This window comes from Teredinibacter haidensis, assembly GCF_014211975.1.
GTDB classification, from domain to species: domain Bacteria; phylum Pseudomonadota; class Gammaproteobacteria; order Pseudomonadales; family Cellvibrionaceae; genus Teredinibacter; species Teredinibacter haidensis.
Genome location: NZ_CP060084.1, coordinates 2,615,001 through 2,639,550 on the forward strand (window position 1 = coordinate 2,615,001; position 24,550 = coordinate 2,639,550).

The 24,550-nt window shown below is 48.6% G+C and carries 18 protein-coding genes (1 of these 18 running past the window's edge); 8 read left to right on the forward strand and 10 right to left on the reverse strand.

Going from position 1 to position 24,550, the window contains the following annotated elements; genetic code table 11:
- A protein-coding gene (ilvC, locus tag H5715_RS10255; protein WP_075186672.1) for a ketol-acid reductoisomerase crosses the window boundary here: on the reverse strand, positions 1 to 626 show its 5' portion. Its footprint begins 391 nt before the window's first position; 626 of the gene's 1,017 nt are visible here — the first part of the coding sequence; it begins with the start codon at positions 624 to 626; its stop codon lies beyond the left edge, outside the window.
- Positions 627 to 760: 134 nt separating this feature from the next.
- Between ilvC and ilvY the strand changes: the two genes are divergently transcribed.
- Positions 761 to 1,636: an HTH-type transcriptional activator IlvY gene (gene ilvY, locus H5715_RS10260; protein ID WP_075186673.1), complete on the forward strand. Its 876-nt coding sequence runs from the start codon at positions 761 to 763 to the stop codon at positions 1,634 to 1,636.
- A gap of 15 nt (positions 1,637 to 1,651) precedes the next feature.
- Here the strand turns inward: ilvY and H5715_RS10265 are convergent, their stop codons facing one another.
- The 4 genes from H5715_RS10265 to H5715_RS10280 all read right to left on the reverse strand — a co-directional run bounded on the left by H5715_RS10265 (position 1,652) and on the right by H5715_RS10280 (position 7,930).
- The gene (locus H5715_RS10265) at positions 1,652 to 3,595 is read right to left on the reverse strand and encodes an alpha/beta hydrolase family protein (protein WP_075186674.1); all 1,944 of its coding nucleotides are present in this window, start codon (positions 3,593 to 3,595) and stop codon (positions 1,652 to 1,654) included.
- Positions 3,596 to 3,677: 82 nt separating this feature from the next.
- A complete protein-coding gene (locus H5715_RS10270) occupies positions 3,678 to 5,624 on the reverse strand; it encodes an alpha/beta hydrolase family protein (RefSeq protein ID WP_075186675.1) in 1,947 nt (648 codons plus the stop codon).
- Positions 5,625 to 5,702: 78 nt separating this feature from the next.
- Positions 5,703 to 6,194, reverse strand: a complete 492-nt coding sequence (gene ilvN / locus H5715_RS10275) for an acetolactate synthase small subunit (protein ID WP_075186676.1) — start codon at positions 6,192 to 6,194, stop codon at positions 5,703 to 5,705.
- Positions 6,194 to 7,930, reverse strand: coding sequence for an acetolactate synthase 3 large subunit (locus H5715_RS10280; RefSeq protein ID WP_075186677.1), 1,737 nt, complete (start codon positions 7,928 to 7,930; stop codon positions 6,194 to 6,196). The genes ilvN and H5715_RS10280 overlap by 1 nt, the downstream gene beginning before the upstream one ends.
- 517 nt (positions 7,931 to 8,447) lie before the next feature.
- Between H5715_RS10280 and H5715_RS10285 the strand changes: the two genes are divergently transcribed.
- Positions 8,448 to 9,431 carry an NAD-dependent epimerase/dehydratase family protein gene (locus tag H5715_RS10285; RefSeq protein ID WP_075186678.1) on the forward strand — a complete coding sequence of 328 codons (984 nt, stop codon included), beginning with the start codon at positions 8,448 to 8,450 and terminating at the stop codon, positions 9,429 to 9,431.
- Between the two features lie 110 nt (positions 9,432 to 9,541).
- Positions 9,542 to 10,015, forward strand: a complete 474-nt coding sequence (locus H5715_RS10290; protein WP_075186679.1) for a DUF4124 domain-containing protein — start codon at positions 9,542 to 9,544, stop codon at positions 10,013 to 10,015.
- A gap of 47 nt (positions 10,016 to 10,062) precedes the next feature.
- On the opposite strand, the gene clpB is transcribed toward H5715_RS10290, so the two are convergent.
- Positions 10,063 to 12,693 carry an ATP-dependent chaperone ClpB gene (gene clpB, locus H5715_RS10295; protein ID WP_075186680.1) on the reverse strand — a complete coding sequence of 877 codons (2,631 nt, stop codon included), beginning with the start codon at positions 12,691 to 12,693 and terminating at the stop codon, positions 10,063 to 10,065.
- A 338-nt stretch (positions 12,694 to 13,031) separates the two neighbouring features.
- Here clpB and H5715_RS10300 point away from each other — a divergent pair, with 338 nt between their 5' ends.
- Positions 13,032 to 15,719: a bifunctional acetate--CoA ligase family protein/GNAT family N-acetyltransferase gene (locus H5715_RS10300; RefSeq protein ID WP_075186681.1), complete on the forward strand. Its 2,688-nt coding sequence runs from the start codon at positions 13,032 to 13,034 to the stop codon at positions 15,717 to 15,719.
- A 1-nt stretch (position 15,720) separates the two neighbouring features.
- Here the strand turns inward: H5715_RS10300 and pgeF are convergent, their stop codons facing one another.
- On the reverse strand, positions 15,721 to 16,500 hold the full coding sequence (pgeF, locus tag H5715_RS10305; RefSeq protein WP_075186682.1) for a peptidoglycan editing factor PgeF: 780 nt from the start codon (positions 16,498 to 16,500) through the stop codon (positions 15,721 to 15,723).
- Entirely contained in the window at positions 16,500 to 17,504 is a 1,005-nt protein-coding gene (rluD, locus tag H5715_RS10310; protein ID WP_075186683.1) for a 23S rRNA pseudouridine(1911/1915/1917) synthase RluD, read from the reverse strand. The genes pgeF and rluD overlap by 1 nt, the downstream gene beginning before the upstream one ends.
- Positions 17,505 to 17,668: 164 nt before the next feature.
- Between rluD and H5715_RS10315 the strand changes: the two genes are divergently transcribed.
- Positions 17,669 to 18,580 carry an outer membrane protein assembly factor BamD gene (locus tag H5715_RS10315; RefSeq protein ID WP_075186684.1) on the forward strand — a complete coding sequence of 304 codons (912 nt, stop codon included), beginning with the start codon at positions 17,669 to 17,671 and terminating at the stop codon, positions 18,578 to 18,580.
- 30 nt (positions 18,581 to 18,610) lie between these two features.
- Here the strand turns inward: H5715_RS10315 and H5715_RS10320 are convergent, their stop codons facing one another.
- Complete coding sequence (locus H5715_RS10320; protein ID WP_075186685.1) at positions 18,611 to 20,239, reverse strand: NAD+ synthase; 1,629 nt, start codon at positions 20,237 to 20,239, stop codon at positions 18,611 to 18,613.
- A gap of 136 nt (positions 20,240 to 20,375) precedes the next feature.
- On the opposite strand from H5715_RS10320, the gene H5715_RS10325 reads away from it, so the two are divergent.
- The 3 genes from H5715_RS10325 (at position 20,376) to H5715_RS10335 (ending at position 24,056) form a co-directional block, all read left to right on the forward strand.
- Positions 20,376 to 21,986: a sensor histidine kinase gene (locus tag H5715_RS10325; protein ID WP_075186686.1), complete on the forward strand. Its 1,611-nt coding sequence runs from the start codon at positions 20,376 to 20,378 to the stop codon at positions 21,984 to 21,986.
- Positions 21,987 to 21,988: 2 nt separating this feature from the next.
- A complete protein-coding gene (locus tag H5715_RS10330) occupies positions 21,989 to 23,359 on the forward strand; it encodes a sigma-54-dependent transcriptional regulator (protein WP_075186687.1) in 1,371 nt (456 codons plus the stop codon).
- Positions 23,360 to 23,504: 145 nt separating this feature from the next.
- A complete protein-coding gene (locus H5715_RS10335) occupies positions 23,505 to 24,056 on the forward strand; it encodes a GspH/FimT family pseudopilin (protein WP_075186688.1) in 552 nt (183 codons plus the stop codon).
- Positions 24,057 to 24,062: 6 nt separating this feature from the next.
- On the opposite strand, the gene H5715_RS10340 is transcribed toward H5715_RS10335, so the two are convergent.
- Positions 24,063 to 24,530, reverse strand: coding sequence for a type IV pilin protein (locus tag H5715_RS10340; RefSeq protein ID WP_075186689.1), 468 nt, complete (start codon positions 24,528 to 24,530; stop codon positions 24,063 to 24,065).
- Positions 24,531 to 24,550: the final 20 nt, after the last annotated feature.

The following is a 24,550-nucleotide window of genomic DNA, read 5'->3' on the forward strand; positions in this document are numbered from 1 at the left end:
CCCATTTTCACTAACTCTACCGCGCCACCACAAAGAACAGCCTGCTCACCAAAGAGGTCTGTTTCCGTCTCGTCCTTAAACGTCGTTTCGATAATCCCCGAGCGACCACCGCCCACGCCACAAGCATAGGAGAGCGCCAACTCTTTAGCTTTGCCAGAGGTATCCTGGAACACCGCAATCAAATCGGGAATACCACCACCTTTAACAAACTCTGAGCGAACCGTATGACCCGGCGCTTTAGGCGCAATCATAATTACATCTAGGTCTGCACGAGGAACAACCTGGTTGTAATGGATCGCGAAACCGTGGGCGAACGCCAGAGTGGCGCCCTTCTTCAAGTTTGGCTCAATTTCAACTTTGTATAGCTGGGACTGAAATTCGTCCGGCGTCAAAATCATTATCACGTCTGCAGCAGCAACTGCACTGGGTACGTCAGAAACTTTCAAGCCATGAGCTTCAGCCTTCGCAATAGAAGATGAGCCTGGGCGCAAGCCAACGGTTACATCTACGCCAGAGTCATTCAGGTTACAGGCATGAGCATGCCCCTGAGAACCGTAACCAATGATGGCTACCGTCTTACCTTGAATAATGGAAAGATCACAATCCTTATCGTAATAAACCTGCATGGCATTAACCTCGTGAAATATGGGATGAATGGTCGAACGACCAACTAATGGCGCGCAGTTTAGAGTATTGCTTGTATTACGTAAAATGATATATTTGCAATACATTATTGCGAAAAACGGAACATAGGCTAAATGTGGAAACCCATAAACTCCATCTCTTCGCTACCCTGGCCGAACTTCAACACTTTAACCGCGCGGCCGAACGCTGCCATGTCAGCCCCTCAACGCTGACTCGCACCATTCAAGCAATGGAACACGAGCTAAAGGTTAAGTTGTTTGAACGCGACAACCGCTCTGTGGAGTTAACGCCGCAAGGTAAGCTGTTTCTACGCTACGCACGTGAAATGCTGCAGCAATGGGAAACTATGCAGCAACGCATGCTGGCAGAAAGTGACTCCCTCAATGGTGCCATTAGCATCTATTGCTCTGTAACGGCCAGCTATAGCTTTTTATACGATATTCTCACCGATTTCCGACAACTCCATCCCGGTATCGAAATACGCTTGCATACCGGCGACCCGGCTGATGCGCTGGAACGCACCCTAGCGGGGCAAGAGGATATCGCCATCGCCGCCCGACCGGAAAGGCACCCAGCAGGATTGAGTTTTAAGAGTTTTGCCAAATCGCCTTTAGTTTTTATTGCCCCAACAGACGACAGTCTCTTCTCTGCAATTACAAGCAAATACCCAAAAGATTTCTGGCAGCACTTACCTCTCATTATTCCTGAAAGAGGTATCGCTCGCGAACGGCTAGATTCTTGGTTTCGAGGACAGCAGTTATCTCAAAAAATCTACGCACAGGTATCTGGTAACGAAGCGTTAGTCAGTATGGTCAGCCTGGGTTTTGGTGTAGGTCTGGTACCCAAAATAGTAGTGGATAACAGCCCACTGAAAGGCAAAGTAAAATTTTTTGATCAGCAAATCGAAATTGAAGCTTATGAAGTAGGTGTTTGCGTTTTGGAACGCAGACTAAAAAGCCCTCTGGTGAGGGCTTTTTGGGAGCAGATATAGCTCTAAATAGAGCTATTAAATATGCTTCTGTACAAATTCCACCATCGCTTCCACCGCTTTCACCCGGTTTGCGCCGTCAATCAACCCGTGGGTGTCATCTTCTGCTTTTATAAATTCTACAGCTTTACCCGCGCTTTCTAAGCGGGATCGCATGACTTTCGATTGTTTAATAGGTACAACCTTATCGCGCTCACCATGAATTAACAAAACAGGAGCTTTAAACGCCTCGGCATAATAAGCTGGTGATATTTCCCTAAGACTCTCTTTCGACACCTCTCCGTTAGCCATCGCTCTCTCCCAATAGCTAATAACCCAGGAATCACTACCGTGGTCACGTTTTTCCGTTTTCAACATCCTCGGCAAATCACTAACGCCATTAATAGAAACAATGCACTGGTATAAATCGGGCGTAAACGCGCCCCCCGCGAGCGCCGCATAACCACCGTAGCTCCAGCCAACGATACATACTCGCTCTGGGTCAATCATGCCGCGCTCAACCAAGTGTTTTACTCCATCGCTAATATCACTTTGCATTTTGCGGCCCCATTCACCGTAACCTGCACGCACAAATTCTCCGCCAAACCCATCTGACCCTCGAAACTGAGGCTGCACGACCAAGTAACCGCGACTGGCCAGCGCCTGAGCCAGAAAATCAAATCCAATACGGTCATAAGATTCGGGCCCACCGTGTGGCATGATCACTGCTGGCAGATTTTTGATTTCCGCTACTTTTGCGCTAGGAATCGTTAACAGCGTTGGAATAGTCAACCCATCTTCCGCCTTGTAGGCAAAGGTACCGATTGGCTGAACATCATCGGCTTTGATTCCCTGCAGGCTAGCGGCCACAAAGTTGATGCCTCCCTTCCTATCGGCGATAAAAAAGTCTCCCGCGTGCTGAGAGCCCTCGACCTTAATTACCACCTTATCCCAATTCGACGACCAGCTGTATAGCCATACACTGTGGTCTGAGAATCTGCGGGTTAAATCTTCGATAAACTGGTTCAACCCCTCGTCAAAAAAGTGGTAGCTCGGTGAAAATCCAGAATATCGCACACCGTAAACAATACGGTTAATATCTGTGTATAAGCGCTCAACATCCTTATCTGATCGCCCAAATTTAGTCGGCGTAATGCTGCCGTCTTCAAGCGACAACAAGTAATAACCCGTGCGGTCATTATTGCTGGCCTCCTCCAAAATTACCAGGTGATGCCCATCAGCGGTAACACCGGCAATGCTCGCGTTGACAATGTCCGTCTCCCGTTCAAAAATCACTTCCCATTTCTTGCCTTTTTTGGCTCGAACCTGATGGAGGTTCTTTCGGTTGTCGTACCGTTCTTCTGCAATGACTTCGCCATGAGTGTTGACAAAATAATCGATCGTATAGTTTCGCCCCTTTGCGACTTCCTTTAACTTCCTTGGTTTAGCCAGGTTCACTTTCATTAAAGCTTTCCGAGGGTTTTGAGTGTATTTGTCACCGACAAACGCTGGCATGTAAACATATTTGCCATCTGGTGAAACTCCAACGATATCCCCCAACCCGGTCTGACCGGTGTAAATATTTAGCCCCGGAGTGAGCAACTGATCAAGATCTCCGGTTATAACGTTAAAACGGTAAGCTGTGCTAACGTTGTGCGTTCCTCTAAAACCATCGATGCGGCGATACTTGGAAACAACAAAAATCAGATTAGTATCATCGACGAAGTACATATAGTGAGGATCAATACTGGCAATATCGATCGCTCGAAGCATTTTTTTGTCTTTAAGTGAATAGACAATTAAAAAATCTTTTTCGCCCTCAGCTCGGCGAAACGCCACTCGTTCGCCGCTAGCCGATATCACCATCATACTAACTGCTGGTAACTTTCCATACTCGGCAATGGTTGGTAGTGCATGCGAGGGGAATACGTATAGCAACAAAAATGCAAAGACTATAGCTACCCCAAATTTCAAGTACGACATGAGCCATTCCTTTTCTATTTATTGTGTATTAAAAAAGGCAGGAACGTACAACCCCTTACCCTTTACTGCTCGTTATTAAACTTTATATGTGCTTGCCAACAAAATCGACAACAGCCTCCAACACCTCCCGGCGAGCCTCACCTGAATCGATGTGGTGGCCTTCACCTTTCAGCTTTATAAATTCAACCTGCTTACCCGCTTTTTTTAACTTAGAGCGCATACGCTTCGATTGATCAATAGGCACAACGGTATCGCGGTCACCATGTATTAAAAGCACTGGAGCAGAAAATGACTCTGCAGAATACACCGGCGACACGGTTTTTAAACGCTCTTTTTTGACATCTCCGCGCGCCATGGCTCTTTCCCAATAGGACACAACCCAATGGTCATTCCCTAGATCACGTTTTTCCATGTCCAACATTTTTGGCAAATCGCTCACGCCGTTTAACGATACCACGCACTTGTACAAATCGGGCGTAAACGCCGCGCCCGAAAGAGCTGCGTATCCACCATAACTTCCGCCGACAATACAAATACGCTCTGGATCGACGATACCTTTTTTTACAAGAAAGTTAACACCATCGGTTATATCACTCTGCATCTTTCCGCCCCACTCTCCGTGGCCCGCACGAAAAAACTCGCCGCCAAAGCCTTTGGATCCACGAAACTGCGGCTGAACAACCAAATAACCTTGACTGGCCAATGATTGCGCCAGCCAATCAAATTCAATACGATCATAATACGCAGGGCCACCATGCGGAAAAATAACTGTTGGTAGCTTTTTAAGGTCCCCAACTTTATTTTTTGGAATGGTGAGCAATGCCGGTATTTTCAAACCATCCATTGCGGAGTATCTTACTTTACCAATAGGATTCAGATCGTCCGCCGTTATATTTTCTCGGCGAGTCGCTAAAAATTGAAATTTTAGATCTCTATCAACCAAATAGTAATCACCTGGATGATCCGACCCTTCAACTAATACAATAACCTTCCCCCAATCGTCAGACCAACTATTTAGCCGTACCGACTGTTGGGGAAAACTTTTCACGATCTGCTCAACAAAGCTGTTAACCTCCTCGTCGAAAAATTGATAGGAAGGATTAAACCCTGAATAACGAACACCATAGGCTTCTCGGTTAACATCTACTATAACGTCTTCTATATCCTTATCCTCTCGCCCGAATCCCGTTTCCGAAATCGAGCCGTCCATCAATGATAGGGTGAAATAGTCCATCCTATCGCTATCTTTTCCTTCTCTAAGAAGGACCAAAGATTCTCCGCCCTCAACAACACCTACGACACTTAAATCAATAACTTCCATATTCTGTTCATAAATGACTGCCCATGCCCCACCTTTCGGAACCAATACCTGATATAGATTACGCTTATTGCTATAGCGCTCCTGGGCAATCAACTCACCAGATAAATTCACAAAATAATCTCTAACCCCTTCTTTTCCATACTCAAAAATTTGTAATTTTTCCGGGTTTTCGAGATTAACCTTTGCGAGTGAATAGACTGCTCTATTATCGGTTCCGGGCTCGGCTACAAACGCTGGCATAAACGCATACTTCGCATCCGGGGTTATACCAACAATACTACCAAGCCCCGACTGATACTTATGGATTTTATGTCCGGGTTTTAGAAGCTGGGCGATTGACCCCTTCGTCATATCAAAGAGGAATGCCGTACTAACATCAAAGTTACGGATATAGAGGTGCATCCGTTTAAATTCGGATGCCACCAGAATAAGCTGAGTTTCAGAGAAAAAATAGATATACCGAGGATCGATTTCAGAAACATCAACAACGTGTAACTGTTTTTTATCTTTTAGGGAATACACAACAAGGAAATCTTTTTCCCCTCTATTTTTTCGGTACGCAATGAGCTCACCAGAAGGTGACATTGCCATCATGCTTGTGTTTGGTGTAGCGGCATAATCGGCCAACGACGGTACAGCCGTTGAATTCTGTGAAAAAAGAACCACGAAAAATAATGCGAATGAAGTACCCAATCTAATAAATAGCATTTCGATATCCTGGAGTTTTTATTATTTTTTTACATAAAAAAAGGCAGGAGTTTTAGGCTCCTGCCTTTTTTTGAACCACTAAAGGCTCAAGACTTTTTCCCCTCTACCTATCCCCGATACGCCGGAGCGTACCACTTCCAAGATAGCGGCTTCTCCTACCGCCTGATAAAAGGCATCCAGTTTATCAGTGGCGCCCGTAAGCTGGATGGTATACACCGAAGCGGTAACATCAATAATCTGTCCGCGAAAAATATCCACGCAGCGTTTGACTTCCGCTCGCTGTGCTCCAGTGGCACGAACCTTGATCATCATCAGCTCACGTTCGATATGAGCACCTTCAGTAAGATCTACCAGTTTCACCACATCCACCAAACGATTTAAGTGTTTAGTGATTTGTTCGATTTTATGGTCATTACCGATGGTAGTGAGCGTTAATCGCGACAGAGTTTCATCTTCTGTTGGTGCGACAGTTAAGGTTTCGATGTTATAGCCACGCTGTGAAAATAGGCCAACAACACGTGACAGAGCACCGGGTTCGTTTTCCATTAATAAGGAGATTATTCTTTTCATCAAGTTCGCTCCGTTTTACTCAACCACATATCGCGCATGGAGCCGGTGGGCATCACCTGCATGGGGTAGACATGCTCTTTCGGATCCACGTAAACGTCCATAAAGACGCACTTGTCCTTCATCGCAAAACACTCTTCCATTTTGGCTTTTAATTCAGAGCGTTTGGTTACGCGCATACCTACATGGCCATAGGCTTCCATTAGCTTGACGAAATCGGGTAGCGAATCTTCGTACAGGCTTTCCGAGTAGCGACTGTCGTACTGCATATCCTGCCACTGTTTCACCATGCCCAAGGCCTGGTTGTTAACACAGATTATTTTGACCGGCAGATCATATTGCGTACAGGTTGATAACTCCTGAATACACATTTGGATACTGCCTTCACCCGTCACACAGGCAACCGTGGCGTCGCGATGAGCAATTTGTACGCCCATCGCGGCAGGCAGACCAAAGCCCATGGTGCCGAGCCCACCAGAGTTTATCCAACGACGCGGCTTATCAAATTGATAGTACTGGGCGCTGAACATCTGGTGCTGACCGACATCGGAGGTAACGTAAGCATCGCCTTTAGTTACTTCAAACAAAGTGCGGATCACCTCTTGTGGCATCAACATATCGCCCGAGGTGTCATAACGGGGAGTGCTGATAATGCCGTAGCGTTTGCGCCATTCTTCGATTTCTTTCCACCAATTTTCTATGGCTTTGACATCGGGGCGTTCAGCTGTCCCTTTTACCAGGCCTAGCATTTCATCCAGAACCGAGTCTACCGGCCCTACAATCGGAATGTCTGCCGCCACAGTCTTTGAGATAGATGCCGGATCGATATCGATATGGATAATTTTCGCCGACGGGCAGAATTTACTTGGCGTATTCGTGACACGATCATCAAAACGCGCTCCCACAGCGAGGATTACGTCAGAATGGTGCATAGCAGTATTCGCTTCAACCGTACCGTGCATACCGAGCATGCCGAGGAACTGACGATCGGTGCCCGGGTAGGCGCCCAAACCCATCAAAGTATTGGTTACCGGAAAGTTCAACATCTGGGCGAGTTCGGTTAGCTGTGTTGCCGCGTTCCCCTGAACCACGCCACCGCCTGCATAGATCATAGGGCGGCGGGCAGTAAGCAACAGTTGTACTGCTTTTTTAATTTGCCCAGTGTGACCTTTGCTCGCAGGAGTATAGGATCGCAACTTAATTTTTTCTGGATAAGAGTAGTCAAAGGTTACCGACGGAGCGGTTACATCTTTAGGGATATCAATAACTACTGGGCCCGGCCGACCGGTTGAGGCAATGTAGAACGCTTTTTTAACGGTCTCGGGAATGTGCGCCGGATCCTTCACCAGAAAGCTGTGTTTTACGATTGGACGGGAAACCCCGACCATATCAGTTTCCTGGAAGGCGTCTTCACCGATTCTATCCCTCACTACTTGGCCGGAGATAACGACCATTGGAATTGAATCCATATAAGCTGTAGCAATACCCGTAATCGCGTTGGTTGCGCCCGGGCCTGAAGTGACCAGTACAACTCCAGTTTTACCAGTTGATCGTGCGTAACCGTCAGCGGCGTGAGTAGCTGCCTGTTCATGACGCACAAGAATATGTTTCACTTTTTTCTGGCGAAAGATTGCATCGTAGATATGCAGTGCGGATCCACCGGGGTACCCGAATACACATTCAACACCTTCATCTGCCAAGGCTCTAATAAGAGCGTCTCCACCGGAGAGCTTTTCCACTTGGTTATCCTCGTAGTTCAAATAATTAAAGTGTTCAGCTTTGCCAAGGGTTTGGCTGGCTGGTCATTGTCTTATTGTTGCAGGAATAATGGCGCTCACCAATAAAAAGAGTGAGGCAGACTTCCTGAAGCTGAATATCGACCAGTGGTTCCTATTATCATTAGCTAGCTAATGAAGGTCTAAGGGCGAATGGACCCTGTTTGATCGTATTCAAATTATGCGTTGTTATTCCGGTATCACTACGATTTGTTCGTTGCTGGCAATGCCACAATAACACTTGCCTGCCTATACACCGGTAGGGAGCAGAGGTATCGCTCCCTCGCACTTCAGGATGGTCAGGCATGCGGTTGGCAAGCCTGGGTAGGGAGGCACCGAGGTTGTTCGGTGCTCTACGACATCTGGCGAAGCTCCAATTGTCTCAAGATGCCCCATAAAGTCAAGGCTGTAAACACATTCACCGCCCATCTGCCGCACCTGTGCCATAATTATCGGATCAATTAAAAAAAGGGGGAGTTCTATGAAAGTCTTGTTTATTGGTGGTACCGGGAATATTAGTACGGCTTCAAGCTGTCTTGCCGTGGAAAAAGGCATAGAGCTCTGGCATATAAACCGCGGTAATTCCGGCAACCCTATCCGCGGTGTAAACACCCTTCAATGTGATGTAAACAACCGTCAACAGCTAGAAGACGTATTGAGCGAGCACCATTGGGACTGTGTTGTGAACTGGATTGCATTCAGCCCGGACGATATAAAACGAGATATTGCTCTCTTTTCGGGTAAAACCAAGCAATATGTGTTTATCAGCTCCGCATCCTGCTACCAAACACCACCAGAATCACCCGTTATCAATGAAGCTACGCCGCTGAGTAACCCCATGTGGCAATACTCCCGGGACAAAATTGCCTGTGAACAACTGTTGATGGATGCCTATAACCAAAACCATTTTCCGGCTACCATTGTGCGTCCCTCACACACCTATTCCAAAGTCATTCCCATTGCCATCGGTGGATGGACTGAATATACCGCAATAGATCGCATTAAAAAGGGTAAACCGGTGGTCGTCCACGGGGACGGGACATCGCTTTGGGTTCTCACCCACGCCGACGATTTTGCCATCGGTTTTGTCGGGCTATTAGGGAAAGTCGAAAGTTTGGGAGAAGCCTATAACATCACTTCGGATGAAGTTCTTACCTGGAACCAAATCTATCAACGAATTGGCCTTGCACTGGGCATAGAACCGAAGCTGGTACACGTAACATCGGATAAAATCTGCCGCTACGACAGTGAATATATTGGCTCTTTATTGGGCGACAAATCCAGCAGTGTGATTTTCGACAACAGTAAAATCAAAAAACTGGTACCCGATTTTCTGTGTACAACCCTGTTTGCAGAGGGCATTAAAACAACACTAGACTGGTTTGAAGCCGACCCTGCTCACCGTATCATTGTCGAAGAGACCAACACGATGATGGACAAATTGATCGCTGCAGAACTGGCATAGATCCCATAATCGTCATCACGTGGCGTCCAGTACTTGATGCTGTGGCTCCCAGTGTTCTAAACTTCGATCAATTCATAAGTCAATTGAGGGCCGCTTCAGCGGCAAATGTGATGGCATCATCATTTTTACATCAGTTTAAACTCGGGTTCCTGGTAGTAGGCTGTGCGGTCGTATTGGTTGCGGGCTTTCAGGCCGGCACGTCATATGCTGAAGACTATTATCGCTGGGTAGGTGAAGACGGCGTTGTTCACTACGGATCAACGCCACCGAAAGGCGTGGAGGCCATTAAAGTAAAAACTTACGGTGACCAGGGCACCCCCGCTGCAAGCACAGCAGAAGCGGAGGCTAAGGAAATTGAGGAAGAGGCTAATCTGCCTCCAGAAGAGATCGAGCGCCGCCGCAAAGTCGCTGCCAAACAGCAAGAAATCTGCGATGAGGAGCAAAAGAGGCTGGAGGTACTCAATCGTACCGGACGAATCCGTATGAAGCAGCCAGATGGTTCTTTACGCTATATGACACAGGACGAAATCCAAGCCGAGATTAGCACCTCCAAGCAGGTTATTAGCGACACTTGCAAACAGTAGAAAACCATTCAACCACAAAAACCCGGAATCTCCGGGTTTTTTATTGCCTAACTAAAACTGAGCAAATCCCCATTTAACTCGGTTCTAATGATATCACCCGGCTGATACCTACCCGCCAGAACCTCCTGCGCCAGAGGGTTCTCTATCATTTGCTGAATAGCGCGTTTTAACGGGCGAGCACCATAAACAGGATCGAAACCCGCCTCGGATATACGATCCATCACAGCATCTGTAATCTCCAGCGTCAAATTCCTCTCCAGTAATCGCTTGCGTAAAATACTGAGCTGGATATCGGCAATACCACGAATCTGCTTTTTCGCCAACGGGTGGAAAACCACAACCTCATCAATACGGTTAATAAATTCAGGGCGGAAATGGCCGCTCACCACCTCCATCACAGCCTCTTTCATTGCCTGATATTTATGCTCGTTCTGGCCCTCGTCCTCCTGCTCACTGCCATCAAAGTTAATACTGTCGAACGCTTTGTTCTCAGCAATTTCCTGAATGGAAGACGACCCCAGATTAGAGGTCATTACCACGACGGTATTGCGAAAATCCACTGTTCTTCCTTGCCCGTCAGTTAGCCGACCATCTTCCAAAACCTGCAAGAGAATATTGAACACATCCGGGTGCGCTTTTTCGACTTCATCCAGAAGCAAGAGCGCATAGGGCTTTCTGCGCACAGCTTCGGTTAAATACCCCCCTTCTTCGTAACCCACGTAGCCCGGAGGTGCGCCAATTAATCGCGCGACCGAATGTTTTTCCATAAACTCGGACATATCAATACGCACCATGGCATCCTGGCTATCGAATAGAAAATGGGCCAACGATTTGCACAATTCCGTTTTACCCACACCCGTTGGGCCGAGAAAAAGAAACGAACCGTTGGGACGATTAGGATCGGACAAACCCGCTCGTGAGCGTCTAACCGCATTGGCCACGGCTGTCACCGCCTCGTCCTGACCAATCACATATTGGTGCAGCGCTGCTTCCATGCGCAATAGTTTATCGCGCTCCCCTTCCAGCATTTTGGATACTGGAATGCCCGTCCATTTGGATACAACCTCGGCAATTTCCTCATCGGTCACCTTGTTGCGCAGTAGTTTCATTTCGTGCATCTCAGCCTGGCCTGCCATATCCAGCTGTTTTTCTAACTCGGGGATAATGCCGTACTGCAATTCGGACATGCGTGCCAGGTCACTCGCCCTGCGCGCCGCATCCAAATCCAGACGCGCCTGCTCCAGGTTACTTTTAATCTCCTGTGATCCCTGCAATGCGACTTTTTCGGCCCGCCAAATTTCATCGAGATCTGCATAGGCTCGATCCACTTTATCTATCTGCTCATCGATGATTTTAAGACGTGCCCTTGCTGCTTCATCTTCATCCTTTTTCACCGCTTCACGCTCAATCTTTAACTGAATCAGACGGCGCTCTAACCTGTCCATTTGCTCAGGTTTGGAATCAATTTCCATGCGAATGCGGCTGCCGGCTTCATCGATTAAATCAATCGCCTTATCGGGTAACTGCCTGTCGGTAATATAGCGCTGAGATAATTTTGCCGCGGCAATAATGGCAGAGTCAGAAATATCCACCCCGTGGTGTAACTCGTAGCGTTCTTTCAACCCTCTTAAAATCGCAATCGTATCTTCTTCATTAGGCTCTTCGACCAACACTTTTTGGAAGCGACGTTCCAGCGCGGCGTCTTTTTCAATGTACTGGCGATACTCATCCAGCGTAGTAGCACCAACACAGTGGAGCTCACCGCGAGCCAGGGCGGGTTTTAACATATTGCCAGCATCTAACGCACCCTCGGCTTTCCCTGCTCCTACCATCGTATGGAGTTCATCAATAAACAAAATAATACGGCCTTCCTGCTTACCCAGCTCGTTGAGTAAAGCCTTCAAGCGCTCTTCGAATTCTCCGCGAAATTTCGCTCCGGCAAGCAGTGAACCTAAATCGAGAGAAAGTAGCCTTCTGTTTTTTAAGCCCTCCGGTACCTCGCCATTCACAATTCGCTGAGCCAAACCCTCTACGATTGCCGTTTTTCCTACGCCAGGTTCACCGATCAAAACTGGATTATTTTTCGTGCGACGCTGCAACACCTGGATGGTTCTGCGAATTTCGTCATCGCGACCGATCACCGGATCTAACTTCCCGGCCTCGGCACGTGCGGTTAAATCGATAGTGTAGCGTTCCAACGCCTGACGGTTACCTTCTGCTTCGGGATCGTCAACGGTTTCGCCGCCACGCACTTTGTCCACGGCGGCCTGCAGTCGCTCGACAGAACCAAACTGTTGCAACAATTTCCCCAATGAGGAGCTGCTATCATTCATAGCGGATAACAACAGGCTTTCACTGGAAATAAATTTATCGCCAACCTGCTGAGCGTGTTTATCCGCCAGATTCAATAAACGCCCTAGATCCTGAGACATCGAAACGTCGCCAGTAGGATTCTGAATTTTCGGCAGATTCTCCATCGATTTAGTAAGCTCATTGCGTAACCCTGCCACATCGAAACCGGCCGACGCTAATAGTGGGCGTACGGCGCCACCCTGTTGGTCGAGCATCGCCTGAAGCAGGTGTACCGGATCGATCTGATTGTGGTCGCGCCCCACAGCCAGGGACTGAGCATCGGAAAGCGCCAATTGCAGTTGATTGGTTAAACGGTCAATACGCATAATCAATATCTCATAGGTTATCCACGTTGGCGGCATTCGCCACCGTGGAAAATTTGCCAGCAACCAAATGCCTGGGGTTCCATTGAAAATGGGGGCTTACCCGGCAAACTCAAGCCGCGAATGCAGAACGGTTAACTCCTGGCTAGCAAAGCATAAATATCATGGATAGCTAGCAGCCGAGCCATCTATCAGTTCTCGTCCGCGTTCAACCGCAACAGCGTTAGAATAAAACCTTCACCGCACACACGAAGTAGCGCTTATTGCGAAGGAACTCGCCCCTTTCCGTATTAGTTCGTTTGCACCCTCGCTGCTTTATCCCGTAGCGGTAAGGAGAATTTGTGCACGACACACTTGAGCACTACCTGTCCCCTCTTTTTGAAGCATCCTCCATTGCCGTTTTTGGCGTAAGTAAACGGGAAAATGCCATTGCTACAGTGGTATTCAATAATCTACTGGCTAACAATTTTGATGGCCCAGTAATCCCTATAAACCCTAAATACAACAATATTGCGGGCAACCCGTGTTTCAGCCACTTAGCGGAAACCAACACACCGATCCAGTTGGCCATAGTTGCTACGCCCGCCGAAACGGTTCCTGGGATTTTGGAACAATGCGGTGAACACGGCGTAAAAGCGGCGATCGTGTTATCGGCTGGTTTCAGCGAATCGGGGCAACGTGGGCGTGAACTGGAGCACTCCATTGGCGATATCGCCAAACGCTACGACATGCGTTTTATCGGCCCCAACTGTCTTGGCGTTATTCGACCAGCCCACAAATTTAATGCCACCTTTGCCGGCGGCTGCGTTGCAAAGGGAAACATTGCATTGATCTCCCAATCTGGCGCTATTTGCACCGCAATTCTTGATTGGGCGGAAAACCAGGATATCGGTTTTTCGGTTGTTGTCTCCATGGGCATCTCGCTGGATATCGATTTTGGCGAAATTCTCGACTATTTAATTGCCGACCCTAAAACCCACAGTATTTTGATGTACGTTGAAGGCATACGCGAAGCGCGCGCTTTTATGAGCGGCTTACGCGCAGCGGCAAGAGTTAAACCAGTGATCGTCGTTAAGGCGGGGAGACATCAATCCAGTGTCATTGCAGCACAATCTCATACGGGCGCTTTAATTGGCAGCGACGATGTATTCGATGCCGCTCTACGGCGAGCAGGTGTTGTGCGTGGCATGCATATTGGCGACCTGTTTGCTGCGGCGACAGTGCTATCACGCGGTTTACGCATTAAGGGGGACAAACTGGCACTGATCACCAATGGTGGCGGACCGGCAGCGATGGCCTGCGACAAAGCCAGTGATTTAAATATTCCCCTGGCTGAACTCAGCCCAACAACAATTGCCACGCTGAATGCGGCCCTGCCACCCATGTGGTCTCATGGCAACCCTGTTGATATTCTCGGTGATGCCGATGCCGACCGTTATGAGACAACAACAAGAACGGTGCTGGAAGACCCGGAGATTAGCGGTGTAATCGTGATATTGACTCCTCAAGCGATAACCGACCCAGAGAATGTCGCCCAACGGATGGCCACCATTAGTCATTCTCAAAAAAAACCGATGCTCGCCTGCTGGATGGGAGAACGACAAGTACAGACCGGCCGCGCCATTCTCAATGACGCAGCAATCCCCTCCTTCCGGCTACCCGAGACAGCCGTTCAGGGGTTCTCATATCTCACCGATTTTTACCGCAATCAAAAATTATTGTTGCAAGCACCAGGATCCTTATTTCACGATCAAAAACCCGATTTAGACGGTGCTCGATTTATTATCGCCAGCGTTCTCGCCGACAAGCGCTCGATACTGACGGAAACCGAATCGAAAGCCATTTTGGCTGCCTTCCATATTCCTATTGCGCCAGCAGTGATCGCCGCCACCCCGATAGATGCGGTGGTTGCTGCTGAGAATATTGGCTTCCCGGTGGCCATGAAGATTCACTCCAAAGAGATCAGCCACAAATCGGATTTTGGAGGCGTTCGTCTCAATATCACCAGTGCCGCTGCCGTTCATGCTATTTTCGAGGAACTCACCACCACCACACGGCAACAATTGCCGCAAGCGAGTATCGAAGGCGTCGTTGTAGAACCCATGGCCCGCGCTCAAAACGGCCGAGAGTTGCTTGTAGGCATTTACCGAGACCCCGTTTTTGGGCCAGTCATCACCTTTGGCAGCGGTGGAGCTACGGTCGAAATTCTAGCGGATCGAGCCGTATCGCTACCCCCTCTAAACCGGCTCCTCGCTCAGGATCTTATCTCTCGTACGCGCGCCGCACAGTTATTAAAGGCTTTCCGCAATATGCCGGCAGTACAAATTCAAGCGGTTGAAAATACCTTGCTCAGAGTCTCTGAAATTGCCTGCGAGCTGCCAGAAATAACAGAGCTGGATATTAACCCGCTAATCGCCGACCCCGAGGGCGTTATCGCCGTTGACGCGCGTATTGTGGTGCAGCGCTACCAATCCTCTGGCGTAAGTTATTCCCACATGGCAATCCATCCTTACCCCAGCCATTTAATCCACAAAGTATTACTGGCGGGTACCCAGCCGTGTGTTATCCGCCCCATTCGTCCCGAGGACTCGGAGCTGGAAAGGTTATTTGTTGAGGGCTTATCCGAAAACGCCAAACATTACCGGTTTATGAATAATTTCCGCAAACTACCCCCCGAAATGCTGGCAAGGTTTACCCAGATTGATTATGACCGTGAAATGGCATTAATTGCGGTGCTAACCCTCAATGGCGAAGACATTGAAATAGGCGTGGCGCGCTACATTATTAATATCGATGCCGACAGCTGTGAATTCGCAATCACCGTAACGGACGCCTGGCAGGGTAAAGGTGTCGCTCAAATTCTAATGGGTGCGTTGATGGAGTGCGCTCGCGCCCGAGGCCTGCAGCGTATGTATGGTGAAGTTCTTGCCGACAACCACAAAATGCTGCGACTCGCCCGCAAACTCGGATTTAGGGTAAAACGAAAACCAGACGACACCACCTTAGTTCAGGCGAAAATCGACTTATAAGCTAATCCAGCCAGATCAAACTCGCCATTCGTCCGGTTTCACCCTCGCGCCGATAGGAATAGAACTGCCCCTCTTCGGAGTATGTACAGCGGTCTCCGCCAAAGATTTGCTCGACGCCGAGCGCCCGCAGCTCTAACCGCGCCAACTCGTAGATATTTGCCAAGTACTTGGCCTGCCCTTGGTGAGACGGCTGCCTCGTGAATGCTGCTTGCGCTGAAAAATCGAAATGCCGCGCTGCTGCTGCCCTCTCAAACGCGACCAACACGTCCTCGCCAACTTCAAAATATTGGGCCGAGATCGCAGGCCCAAGAAACACTCTTAACGCCGCAGGAGCATTGGTGAATTTAGCTATTGCACTAGCGACAATACCCCCTGCAAGGCCACGCCAGCCAGCGTGTACGGCTGCCACTTCGGCACCATCCTCCGAGCAAATTAGTAGGGGTAAGCAATCCGCTGTCATAACCACGCAGACTCGATTTGGCTTTCGGGTATAGGCGCCGTCTGCGCTGATGGTGGTATTCGGCACCGCCTGAACACTACCAATATCAACCACTTCCACGCTGTGCACCTGCTTCAACCAATGGGGATCGGCAGGCAACATCCGTGCTAAATGCTCTCGATTGCTGCGGACGGCATTTGCATCATCGCCCACATGATCGCCAAAGTTGTTACTGCTATATGCCCCGCTACTGAAACCGCCTAGCCGAGTGGTTATCAAGCTATGCACACCATTAGGCGTAGGCCAGTCGGGAACAAAGAAGGAATCGGAGCCGACGTCCATCACACACCCTGCTCCAAGAGGTCGATCAGGGCCAACATATCGTCTGGAGCTGAGGCCCTCCACTCACAATGCTCGTTGGACGTAGGATGTGTCAGCCCCAATCTGGCGGCGTGTAATGCCTGGCGGGGGAAATCAGCCAACAATTGTAGCTCCGGTCTCGCGCGCAGAAGCTTAGCCGGCATTTTACGGCCGTATGTAGGGTCGCCAACCAACGGAAACCCCAGGTGCGCCATATGAACACGAATCTGATGTGTTCTGCCCGTTTCCAGCTTTAACTCCACCAGCGTAAAGTCATCGAATTTTTTAACCGGCTTATAGTGTGTAATGGCCTCTTTACCACCACTGTTAACGACAGCCATTTTAGTGCGCTGGCTGGGGTGGCGGCCGATGGGCGCATCAACTGAGCCCGGTGAACGAAGATTACCCTGAACCAAGGCCTGGTACTGGCGTTTTACTGTTCTTGCCTGAAGTTGCTCAACGAGCCGCAATTGCGCAACGGACGTTTTCGCCACCACCATAAGACCGGAAGTGTCCTTATCCAGGCGGTGAACAATCCCAGCCCTCGGTATCTTGGCTTGTTCTGCACAGTGGTAAAGTAAACCATTTAGCAGTGTCCCCGTGTAGTTGCCTGCGGCCGGATGAACCACCAGTCCAGCCGGCTTATTCACGACCCATAAGGTTTCATCCTCATAGATAGTGGGTACCGCTATATTCTCGGGCAACCACTCCCCCTGCACTACCTCTCTGACCTCCAGGTGCAAGCTTTCCCCCCCGACCAGACGCGTCTTCGGCTTAACGAGCTGGTCATCCAGCGTCAGTGCGCCATCCTTTATCCACTGCTGCAAACGAGAGCGTGAATATTGTGGGAACATTTCGGAGGCAAACTGATCCAATCGACTGCCAGCTTTGTTAAAGGGAACGGAAACCTGATGCTGATGCGGTTCGCGGCCATCTGTTTTGGACGGATTGTCTTCTCCTTCGGAGAATAAAGTTTCGGCGGGCATTTGTATTTAAACCTTGTGCTGGATTACACTGTCGCCCCTCTCTGCGGATAGGGCGGGATAAACCGAGAAACCAGCGTATACCACGGCAGACCTGGTGTATGTTGCAGCCATAATTAAAAAAATAGGGTGCGAACGCTCCCTAGACCACGAAGTCAATATTTGAAATGACCCAACACATTAAAGCTTTTACTGCCATTGTTGCAGCCTCTCTAATACTTCTCAGCGGGTGTTCCAGTAAAGATACCAAAATCCAAACCAGCGGAGAACAACTGACTTACGATATTGCTCAGAAATATCTGCGCACGTCTAACTGGACCGCCGCCTCCGAAGCGCTGGAACTACTGGAAGAAAATTATCCCTTTGGCTCCTATGCAGAACAAGCTCAGCTAGAGCTCATATACTCATACTATCGAGCAGATGAGCACGATTCGGCCATTGCTTCTGCGGACCGTTTTATTCGTTTGCACCCCCAGCACCGCAATGTCGATTACGCCTATTATTTACGTGGCGTTGCGGCATTTCAAAACGATTCCGCATTCCACGCGATACTGCCCACAGATATCACCAAGCGCGATGCAGGTACTGCGAGGGAATCCTTCGATTATTTTACCCAACTGCTCGAACGCTACCCAGAGAGCCAATACGCACTAGATGCCCAGAAACGTATGGTCTATCTGCGCAATATGTTGGCGCGCTACGAAATTCACGTAGCCAATTACTATTTTAAGCGTGGGGCCTACCTGGCAGCCGCAAATCGCGGCCGCTATGTAGTCGAAAACCTGAAGCAAACCCCCGCAGTGCCCGACGGCCTTGCGGTAATGTCTCAGGCTTACCATATGCTGGGCATGGATGAGCTTTCGACAAGTGCCTCCAAGGTGCTGATTGCCAATTTCCCCGATCACCCAGCACTTAAGAACGGCAAATTTAACTATCAGTTTGGCCGTGACAAAAAGCGTTCTTGGGTTAGCTATCTCACGCTGGGACTATTCAAAAAACAGCCCTATATTAACTTTGATACGCGTGAGCGATACAACACTTTCTATAGCGACCAACCAACCGCTCAGCCACCACGATAACCTGCAGAGCTAAGCGGAGGGAGATTATAACTAGTCTCCTATCTGCCAGCCGTTCGTTATCGGGTAGCGCCTGTCTCGCCCGAATGCGCGGCGACTGATGCGAATACCGACTGGCGCCTGACGGCGCTTATACTCATTGATATCTACCATTCTTAACACCCGTTTTACTTCTTCTTCGTTAAAACCTTCATCAATAATGGACTGAGCACTAAAATCCTGCTCGATATACATTTCCAGTATCTGATCCAAGACTTCATAAGGAGGCAACGAATCTTCATCTTTTTGATCCGGCGCCAATTCCGCAGAAGGTGGGCGAGTGATCACGCTCTCAGGTATTACCTCTGCAATAGTGTTGCGATAACGGGACAACTCAAAGACCAGTGTTTTGGGAACATCCTTAAGCACATCCAAGCCCCCGGCCATATCCCCATATAGCGTGGCATAGCCGACAGCCATTTCACTCTTATTACCCGTGGTTAAAACCAGATAACCCAGCTTATTGGAGATCGCCATTAGCAATACTCCCCGGCTTCGCGCTTGAATATTTTCTTCCGTTGTATCGCGGCTGGTGTTGGTGAAGGCATCTTCTAATTGCGCGGTAAACGCATCGTACATGGGTTCTATACTGATGCTTCGGTATCCAACGCCCAAGCGTATAGCTTCATCTTCCGCATCGTTTTTACTCATATCAGACGTGTAACGGAAGGGCATCATAACGGCGTGAACGCGCTCCGGCCCCAAGGCGTCGGCAGCTATGGCAAGGGTAAGGGCCGAATCAATGCCTCCAGACAATCCCAACACGACACCTTTAAAGTGGTTCTTATTGACGTAATCCCGTACCCCCAATACCAGAGCCTGGTAAACAATGGCGAGCGGATCCTGTTCCCTCTGAACGAGTTCTGTAACCGCCGACAGGCTTCCATCGCTACCATCAAAGCTCACAACAGCTAACTGCTCCAGGAAAAAACCTCCCAAAGTACTTATTTCGCCCCTGCTGTCGGCCGCAAAGGAGCCACCGTCGAACACCAGCTCATCCTGCCCCCCCACCTGATTAACGTACAAAATGGGAGCGTGAATTTCTTTCGCCCGAGTCGAGACCAACGCCTCGCGCTCGGCCTGTTTGTGCTGGTGAAAGGGGGACGCATTGAGGTTCAACAATAGATCAGCCCCGCAGGTCTTAGCCTGGGCAACCGGGCCGCCATCCCAAATATCTTCACAAATCGATAAAGCGACACTTACGCCTTTACACTCAAACACGCCGTTTTCACGGCCTTCGGCAAAATAGCGTTTTTCATCAAACACCTGATAGTTCGGCAAGCACTGTTTGGCATATTCATAGACCAGTTTACCCCGATGAATAACACCAGCCATATTAAACAGCTCCCCCTCTACCCGTTTGGGGTAACCCACCACGACATAACTGCTGAATTGTTTTGCGCACAATTCCTGTAGCGCACGCGCTACTCGTAAGTCGCAGCTGGGGCGCAGCAGTAAGTCCTCTGGTGGATACCCTGTGAGGGTAAGTTCCGGAAATACCACCACGTCCGCCCCGTAATTATCCTCGGCCAACCCAACGTATCGACATATTTCCGCCAGATTTCCGCTAATATCCCCGGCCAAAGGATTGATTTGGGCCATTGCAATTCTTAAGGTTGACATATACTTTCGTAACTCCGACTAGCCTGATGGAAAAGGGGGCCTATTGTTCATTAATCGGCAGTAAAGCGCAAAGATTCCAGCTCGGCTAAACAGATAACAGAATCCAAACATATCGCTAAAAACAAAGGATTTTTCCTTGGTAACCTCTACAGCTCAAAACGTCCAACAAGTGCATTCAATTCACAATCATTTAGTGTTAAGAGTCTATCTCTACTACCGATTGATATTGGCCAGTTTATTGTGGCTCACTTTCTCGTTCAGCGCCTCACACGAGCTATTGGGAAACGTATATCCCGAGTTGTTCCAATACACATCCATTAGCTACGCACTCATTTGTCTGGGCTCCATACTGGCGTTTAGTATCGAAAACCTTTCGCACTCCATTCGTCGCATAAGCGCTATGCTACTGATGGACTTAATAGCGCTGCTACTGATGATGCATGCCAGTGACGGGTTAAACAGCAGCCTGAGCTACCTATTGCTGGTTAACGTCGCTATGGCCAGCATATTTATCCGCGGGCAACTTGCACTGGCCTATGCCGCCCTGACAAGCCTGGTCACCATTGCGGAAGCGCTGTATTTACCCAGTGGAAGCCAGGGAATCTCCAGCGAATTATTTACTGCCGGCACGCTAGGAATACTCATTTTTCTAACCGCTATCAGCTTTTATTATCTCACCAGTAAAATCCACCAAAGCGATGTCGAAGCGGCCTATCAGGCAGAATATGCCAAACACCTTCAACAACTGGCACAACATATCGTGACGCGTATGCGAACCGGGATTATAGTCGTGGACGAAGAGCAAGTGATTGAGCTGATAAACCAGTCCGCCCTGCAACTTTTGGATTTACCTCCAGCGGACTACACAGGTGTTCGCCTAAACGAAATGGCGGACTTTGGCAGCCTCATTGAGGACTGGCGCTCATCGCCAGGAAAGTCTGCACCAAGAATTCACAGCCTACGCGTTGGACAGGATGTTCGAATAAGCTTTGCCACACTGGAAACCCAGGAAGCCAAGCGCATCATTATGTATATGGAAGACTATCGATCCCTGGCCCAGCAAGCCCAGCATTTAAAGCTCGCATCGCTGGGGCGGCTCACGGCCAGCATCGCCCACGAGGTGAGAAACCCGTTAGGCGCTATTTCTCACGCAGCGCAACTGCTCTCAGAAGCCGACTACTTAAACAATGCAGACAACCGCTTAATCGAAATTATCTTGCAGCACTCGGAACGAGTAAATCAAATTATCGAAAACACCTTGACCATTTCACGAAGAAAAGAACCCAAGCCAAAAATTATTGAACTTGCGGAATGGCTTCCCCATTTCATAAACGAATATAAGGCCGTCAATAAAGTAGATGTTAATTTTTCCATCAATACGGCCTCCTTGTCTGCCAAATTCGACCCTACACACCTAGCCCAGGTAATAACAAACCTTTGCGACAATGGCGTCCGCTTCAGTGAGCACGAGTCCGGCGAGCCGCGCGTGGCAATTAATGCTGGAATCAGCGACAATGACGGCACAGCTTTTATCGAAATAATCGACGATGGACCTGGCGTCAAAAACGAAATGCTTGAGCAGATTTTCGACCCCTTTTATACCACTGACGAAAAAGGTTCCGGCTTAGGGCTTTATATTTCAAAAGAATTATGTGAAATCAACCAAGCGAGCCTTTATTTTAAACGCACAGAAGCAAATAAAAGCTGCTTCAGAATAGACTGTACTCACCACCAGAGAATGATTTAATTATGCCCAGCATGCGCGCCCTTGTCATTGACGATGAACCCGATATTCGTGAGTTGCTCGAAATCACACTGTCCCGAATGTCGCTTGATGTCGATGCGGCTGCGAATATAGCTGAAGCGAAGCAGTATCTGGAAACCTGTGAATACAATATTTGCCTGACCGATATGAAGCTACCCGATGGCAATGGAATTGATTTAGTCCGGCATGTACAAAAACATTTTCCTTCTCTACCTATCGCCGTCATCACCGCCCACGGCAATATGGACACTGCTATCGAAGCCATGAAAGCTGGCGCTTTCGACTTTGTGAGTAAACCCATTGATTTACCATCTTTAAGAAAACTTGTAGATACCGCAATCACCACAGGCCAACTTCCAAATACCAGCGAAAGCAGTATTAAAATTATTGGCGATTCCCCTCAGATCGAAAAACTCAAAAAAGCTATCCAAAAACTGGCCCGCTCACAAGCCCCAATCTATATCAGTGGGGAATCTGGTAGCGGAAAGGAACTGGTTGCTCGCTCTATTCACGAACTCGGGCCACGCAATAGCTCTCCATTTATCGCTGTAAACTGTGGAGCCATACCGAAAGAATTGATGGAAAGTGAATTTTTCGGGCATAAAAAGGGCTCTTTTACCGGCGCTAGCCAGGACAAACAAGGCTTATTTCAGGCTGCGGAAGGAGGAACACTCTTTCTGGACGAAGTTGCAGATCTGCCACTGGAGATGCAGGTAAAACTCTTAAGAGCAATACAAGAAAAGGCCGTTAGACCCATTGGTGCGCCCAGCGAAATAGCAACCAATGTCCGTATACTGTGTGCAACCCATAAAAACCTGGAACAACTGGTTAACGACGGCAATTTTCGCCAGGACTTATTCTATCGGCTTAATGTTATTCAGTTAAACGTGCCGGCGCTCAGGGACAGAAAGGAAGATATTCCCCAGCTTATAGGCGCACTACTTACCCGCATTGCACATAATTGTGAGCTGGAAAAGCCGGGAATCGACAGTGCGGCACAGAAAAAACTGATCGAATACAGCTACCCAGGCAACATTCGCGAGCTTGAAAACATTCTGGAACGCGCCTTTACCCTCTGTGATGACGACGTAATACAGGAATCTGATTTACAACTGAATCGCAGCGCAAGTCCACCGGCCCCTCGCGATAACGGAAAACAGAGTTCGCACTTTAATGCCAGCATAAACCACGCATCTATCGATGACTACCTGGCAGAAGTGGAGCGCGAAATCATTTGTGAAACTCTTGAACAGACACGATGGAATAAAACCCTGGCAGCTAAAAAACTGGGCATAAGCTTCCGCTCATTGCGCTACCGCCTGGCAAAGCTGGGGCTTGATGACAGTGATGATTAATCCATCTATGGGGTGTCAGCTTACTAACACCTGCAACAAAATTTCAATCGCTCCGTAGCCGTTTTCCTACAGTCATCTATGACTTTAGATGCTACCCTGCGCGAAAAAAAGGAAGTTCGCAATATACATTACACGGAGGTTAAAAATGAAAAGCACAGAAACATCTATTATTTCGCTTACTCACAACATTGGCTTTACACTTGTTGATTTACTTACCGCATTAAGCATTTTTTTAATTCTAACCACAATTGCAGTACCCTCTTTTACCCAACTATCGCGGAGAAAAGCGCAAGAGACCGCTGTAAACTCGCTGTTACACCTACTTAATTTTTCCCGCCAGGAAGCAGTGAACCGTAGCACCCATATTGTTATATGCTCGAGTGAAAACGACGAAACCTGCACGAAAGACTGGAAATATCCAATTATTGTATTTGTCGATGACAACAATAATCACAAATGGGATCTATCTGAAATGCTACTGAGAAGGCACACACTAGGCAATAGCCAACAACAACTAAACTGGAGGTCAGCCCTAAATTACCTTAGCTTTGACGCTAATGGCACAACCGGCTATCAAAATGGACGATTTTATTTTTGTAGTACACACAGCGAAGAATACCGAGCACAACTTATTGTGTATCGCACAGGCAGAACACGTTTGGCGTCTGAAGCTGAACTGAAAACCGGATGTGGCTAGAACCCTTTACCGCCAACAGTAATCAACTTTTGCTGCGTCGCTTACCCCTTTAACTCCCTTCTTACCGGCGTGATCCATTGTAAGGGTCTTACATGTGGCAGGAGCGGCAACAGCAGCTGCTTCCAGCGAATAGCTTACGCAAAGCGTGCCCGTTGGAGAGCAACTACTGGGAATTGCCGTAAGGGCCCCCTTGTAGTGTCCATCTGAACTCAAGCCGTCTTCCATCCCCAAGCCACAATCCGCACCGCTACAACCACTCGCGCCAAAAATTTTATTGGCATAGGACGAATACTGGGTATAAAAACGCTCTTGCCTTGATGCCAGCTCTAAAAGATAGGCTTTACCCTCAGCACGGCGACCTCTTTCAATTTGCTCTTGATAAGCCGGTACGGCCAAAACGGCAACTATGGCAACAATCGCCAGCACTATTAGCAATTCGATTAAAGAAAAACCTCTGGTTCTATGGCGATTCAATACAATCTCTCTTATCACTA

What these genes read in the sequence shown, in the direction of transcription:
- H5715_RS10335 (WP_075186688.1), top strand. Translation starts at nt 23,505, where the DNA reads ATGAAAAGCACAGAAACATCTATTATTTCGCTTACTCACAACATTGGC.
- rluD (WP_075186683.1), bottom strand. Translation starts at nt 17,504, where the DNA reads ATGCCCGCCGAAACTTTATTCTCCGAAGGAGAAGACAATCCGTCCAAA.
- clpB (WP_075186680.1), bottom strand. Translation starts at nt 12,693, where the DNA reads ATGCGTATTGACCGTTTAACCAATCAACTGCAATTGGCGCTTTCCGAT.
- H5715_RS10270 (WP_075186675.1), bottom strand. Translation starts at nt 5,624, where the DNA reads ATGCTATTTATTAGATTGGGTACTTCATTCGCATTATTTTTCGTGGTT.
- H5715_RS10315 (WP_075186684.1), top strand. Translation starts at nt 17,669, where the DNA reads ATGACCCAACACATTAAAGCTTTTACTGCCATTGTTGCAGCCTCTCTA.
- H5715_RS10330 (WP_075186687.1), top strand. Translation starts at nt 21,989, where the DNA reads ATGCCCAGCATGCGCGCCCTTGTCATTGACGATGAACCCGATATTCGT.
- H5715_RS10290 (WP_075186679.1), top strand. Translation starts at nt 9,542, where the DNA reads ATGGCATCATCATTTTTACATCAGTTTAAACTCGGGTTCCTGGTAGTA.
- H5715_RS10285 (WP_075186678.1), top strand. Translation starts at nt 8,448, where the DNA reads ATGAAAGTCTTGTTTATTGGTGGTACCGGGAATATTAGTACGGCTTCA.
- ilvN (WP_075186676.1), bottom strand. Translation starts at nt 6,194, where the DNA reads ATGAAAAGAATAATCTCCTTATTAATGGAAAACGAACCCGGTGCTCTG.
- H5715_RS10320 (WP_075186685.1), bottom strand. Translation starts at nt 20,239, where the DNA reads ATGTCAACCTTAAGAATTGCAATGGCCCAAATCAATCCTTTGGCCGGG.
- pgeF (WP_075186682.1), bottom strand. Translation starts at nt 16,500, where the DNA reads ATGGACGTCGGCTCCGATTCCTTCTTTGTTCCCGACTGGCCTACGCCT.
- H5715_RS10265 (WP_075186674.1), bottom strand. Translation starts at nt 3,595, where the DNA reads ATGTCGTACTTGAAATTTGGGGTAGCTATAGTCTTTGCATTTTTGTTG.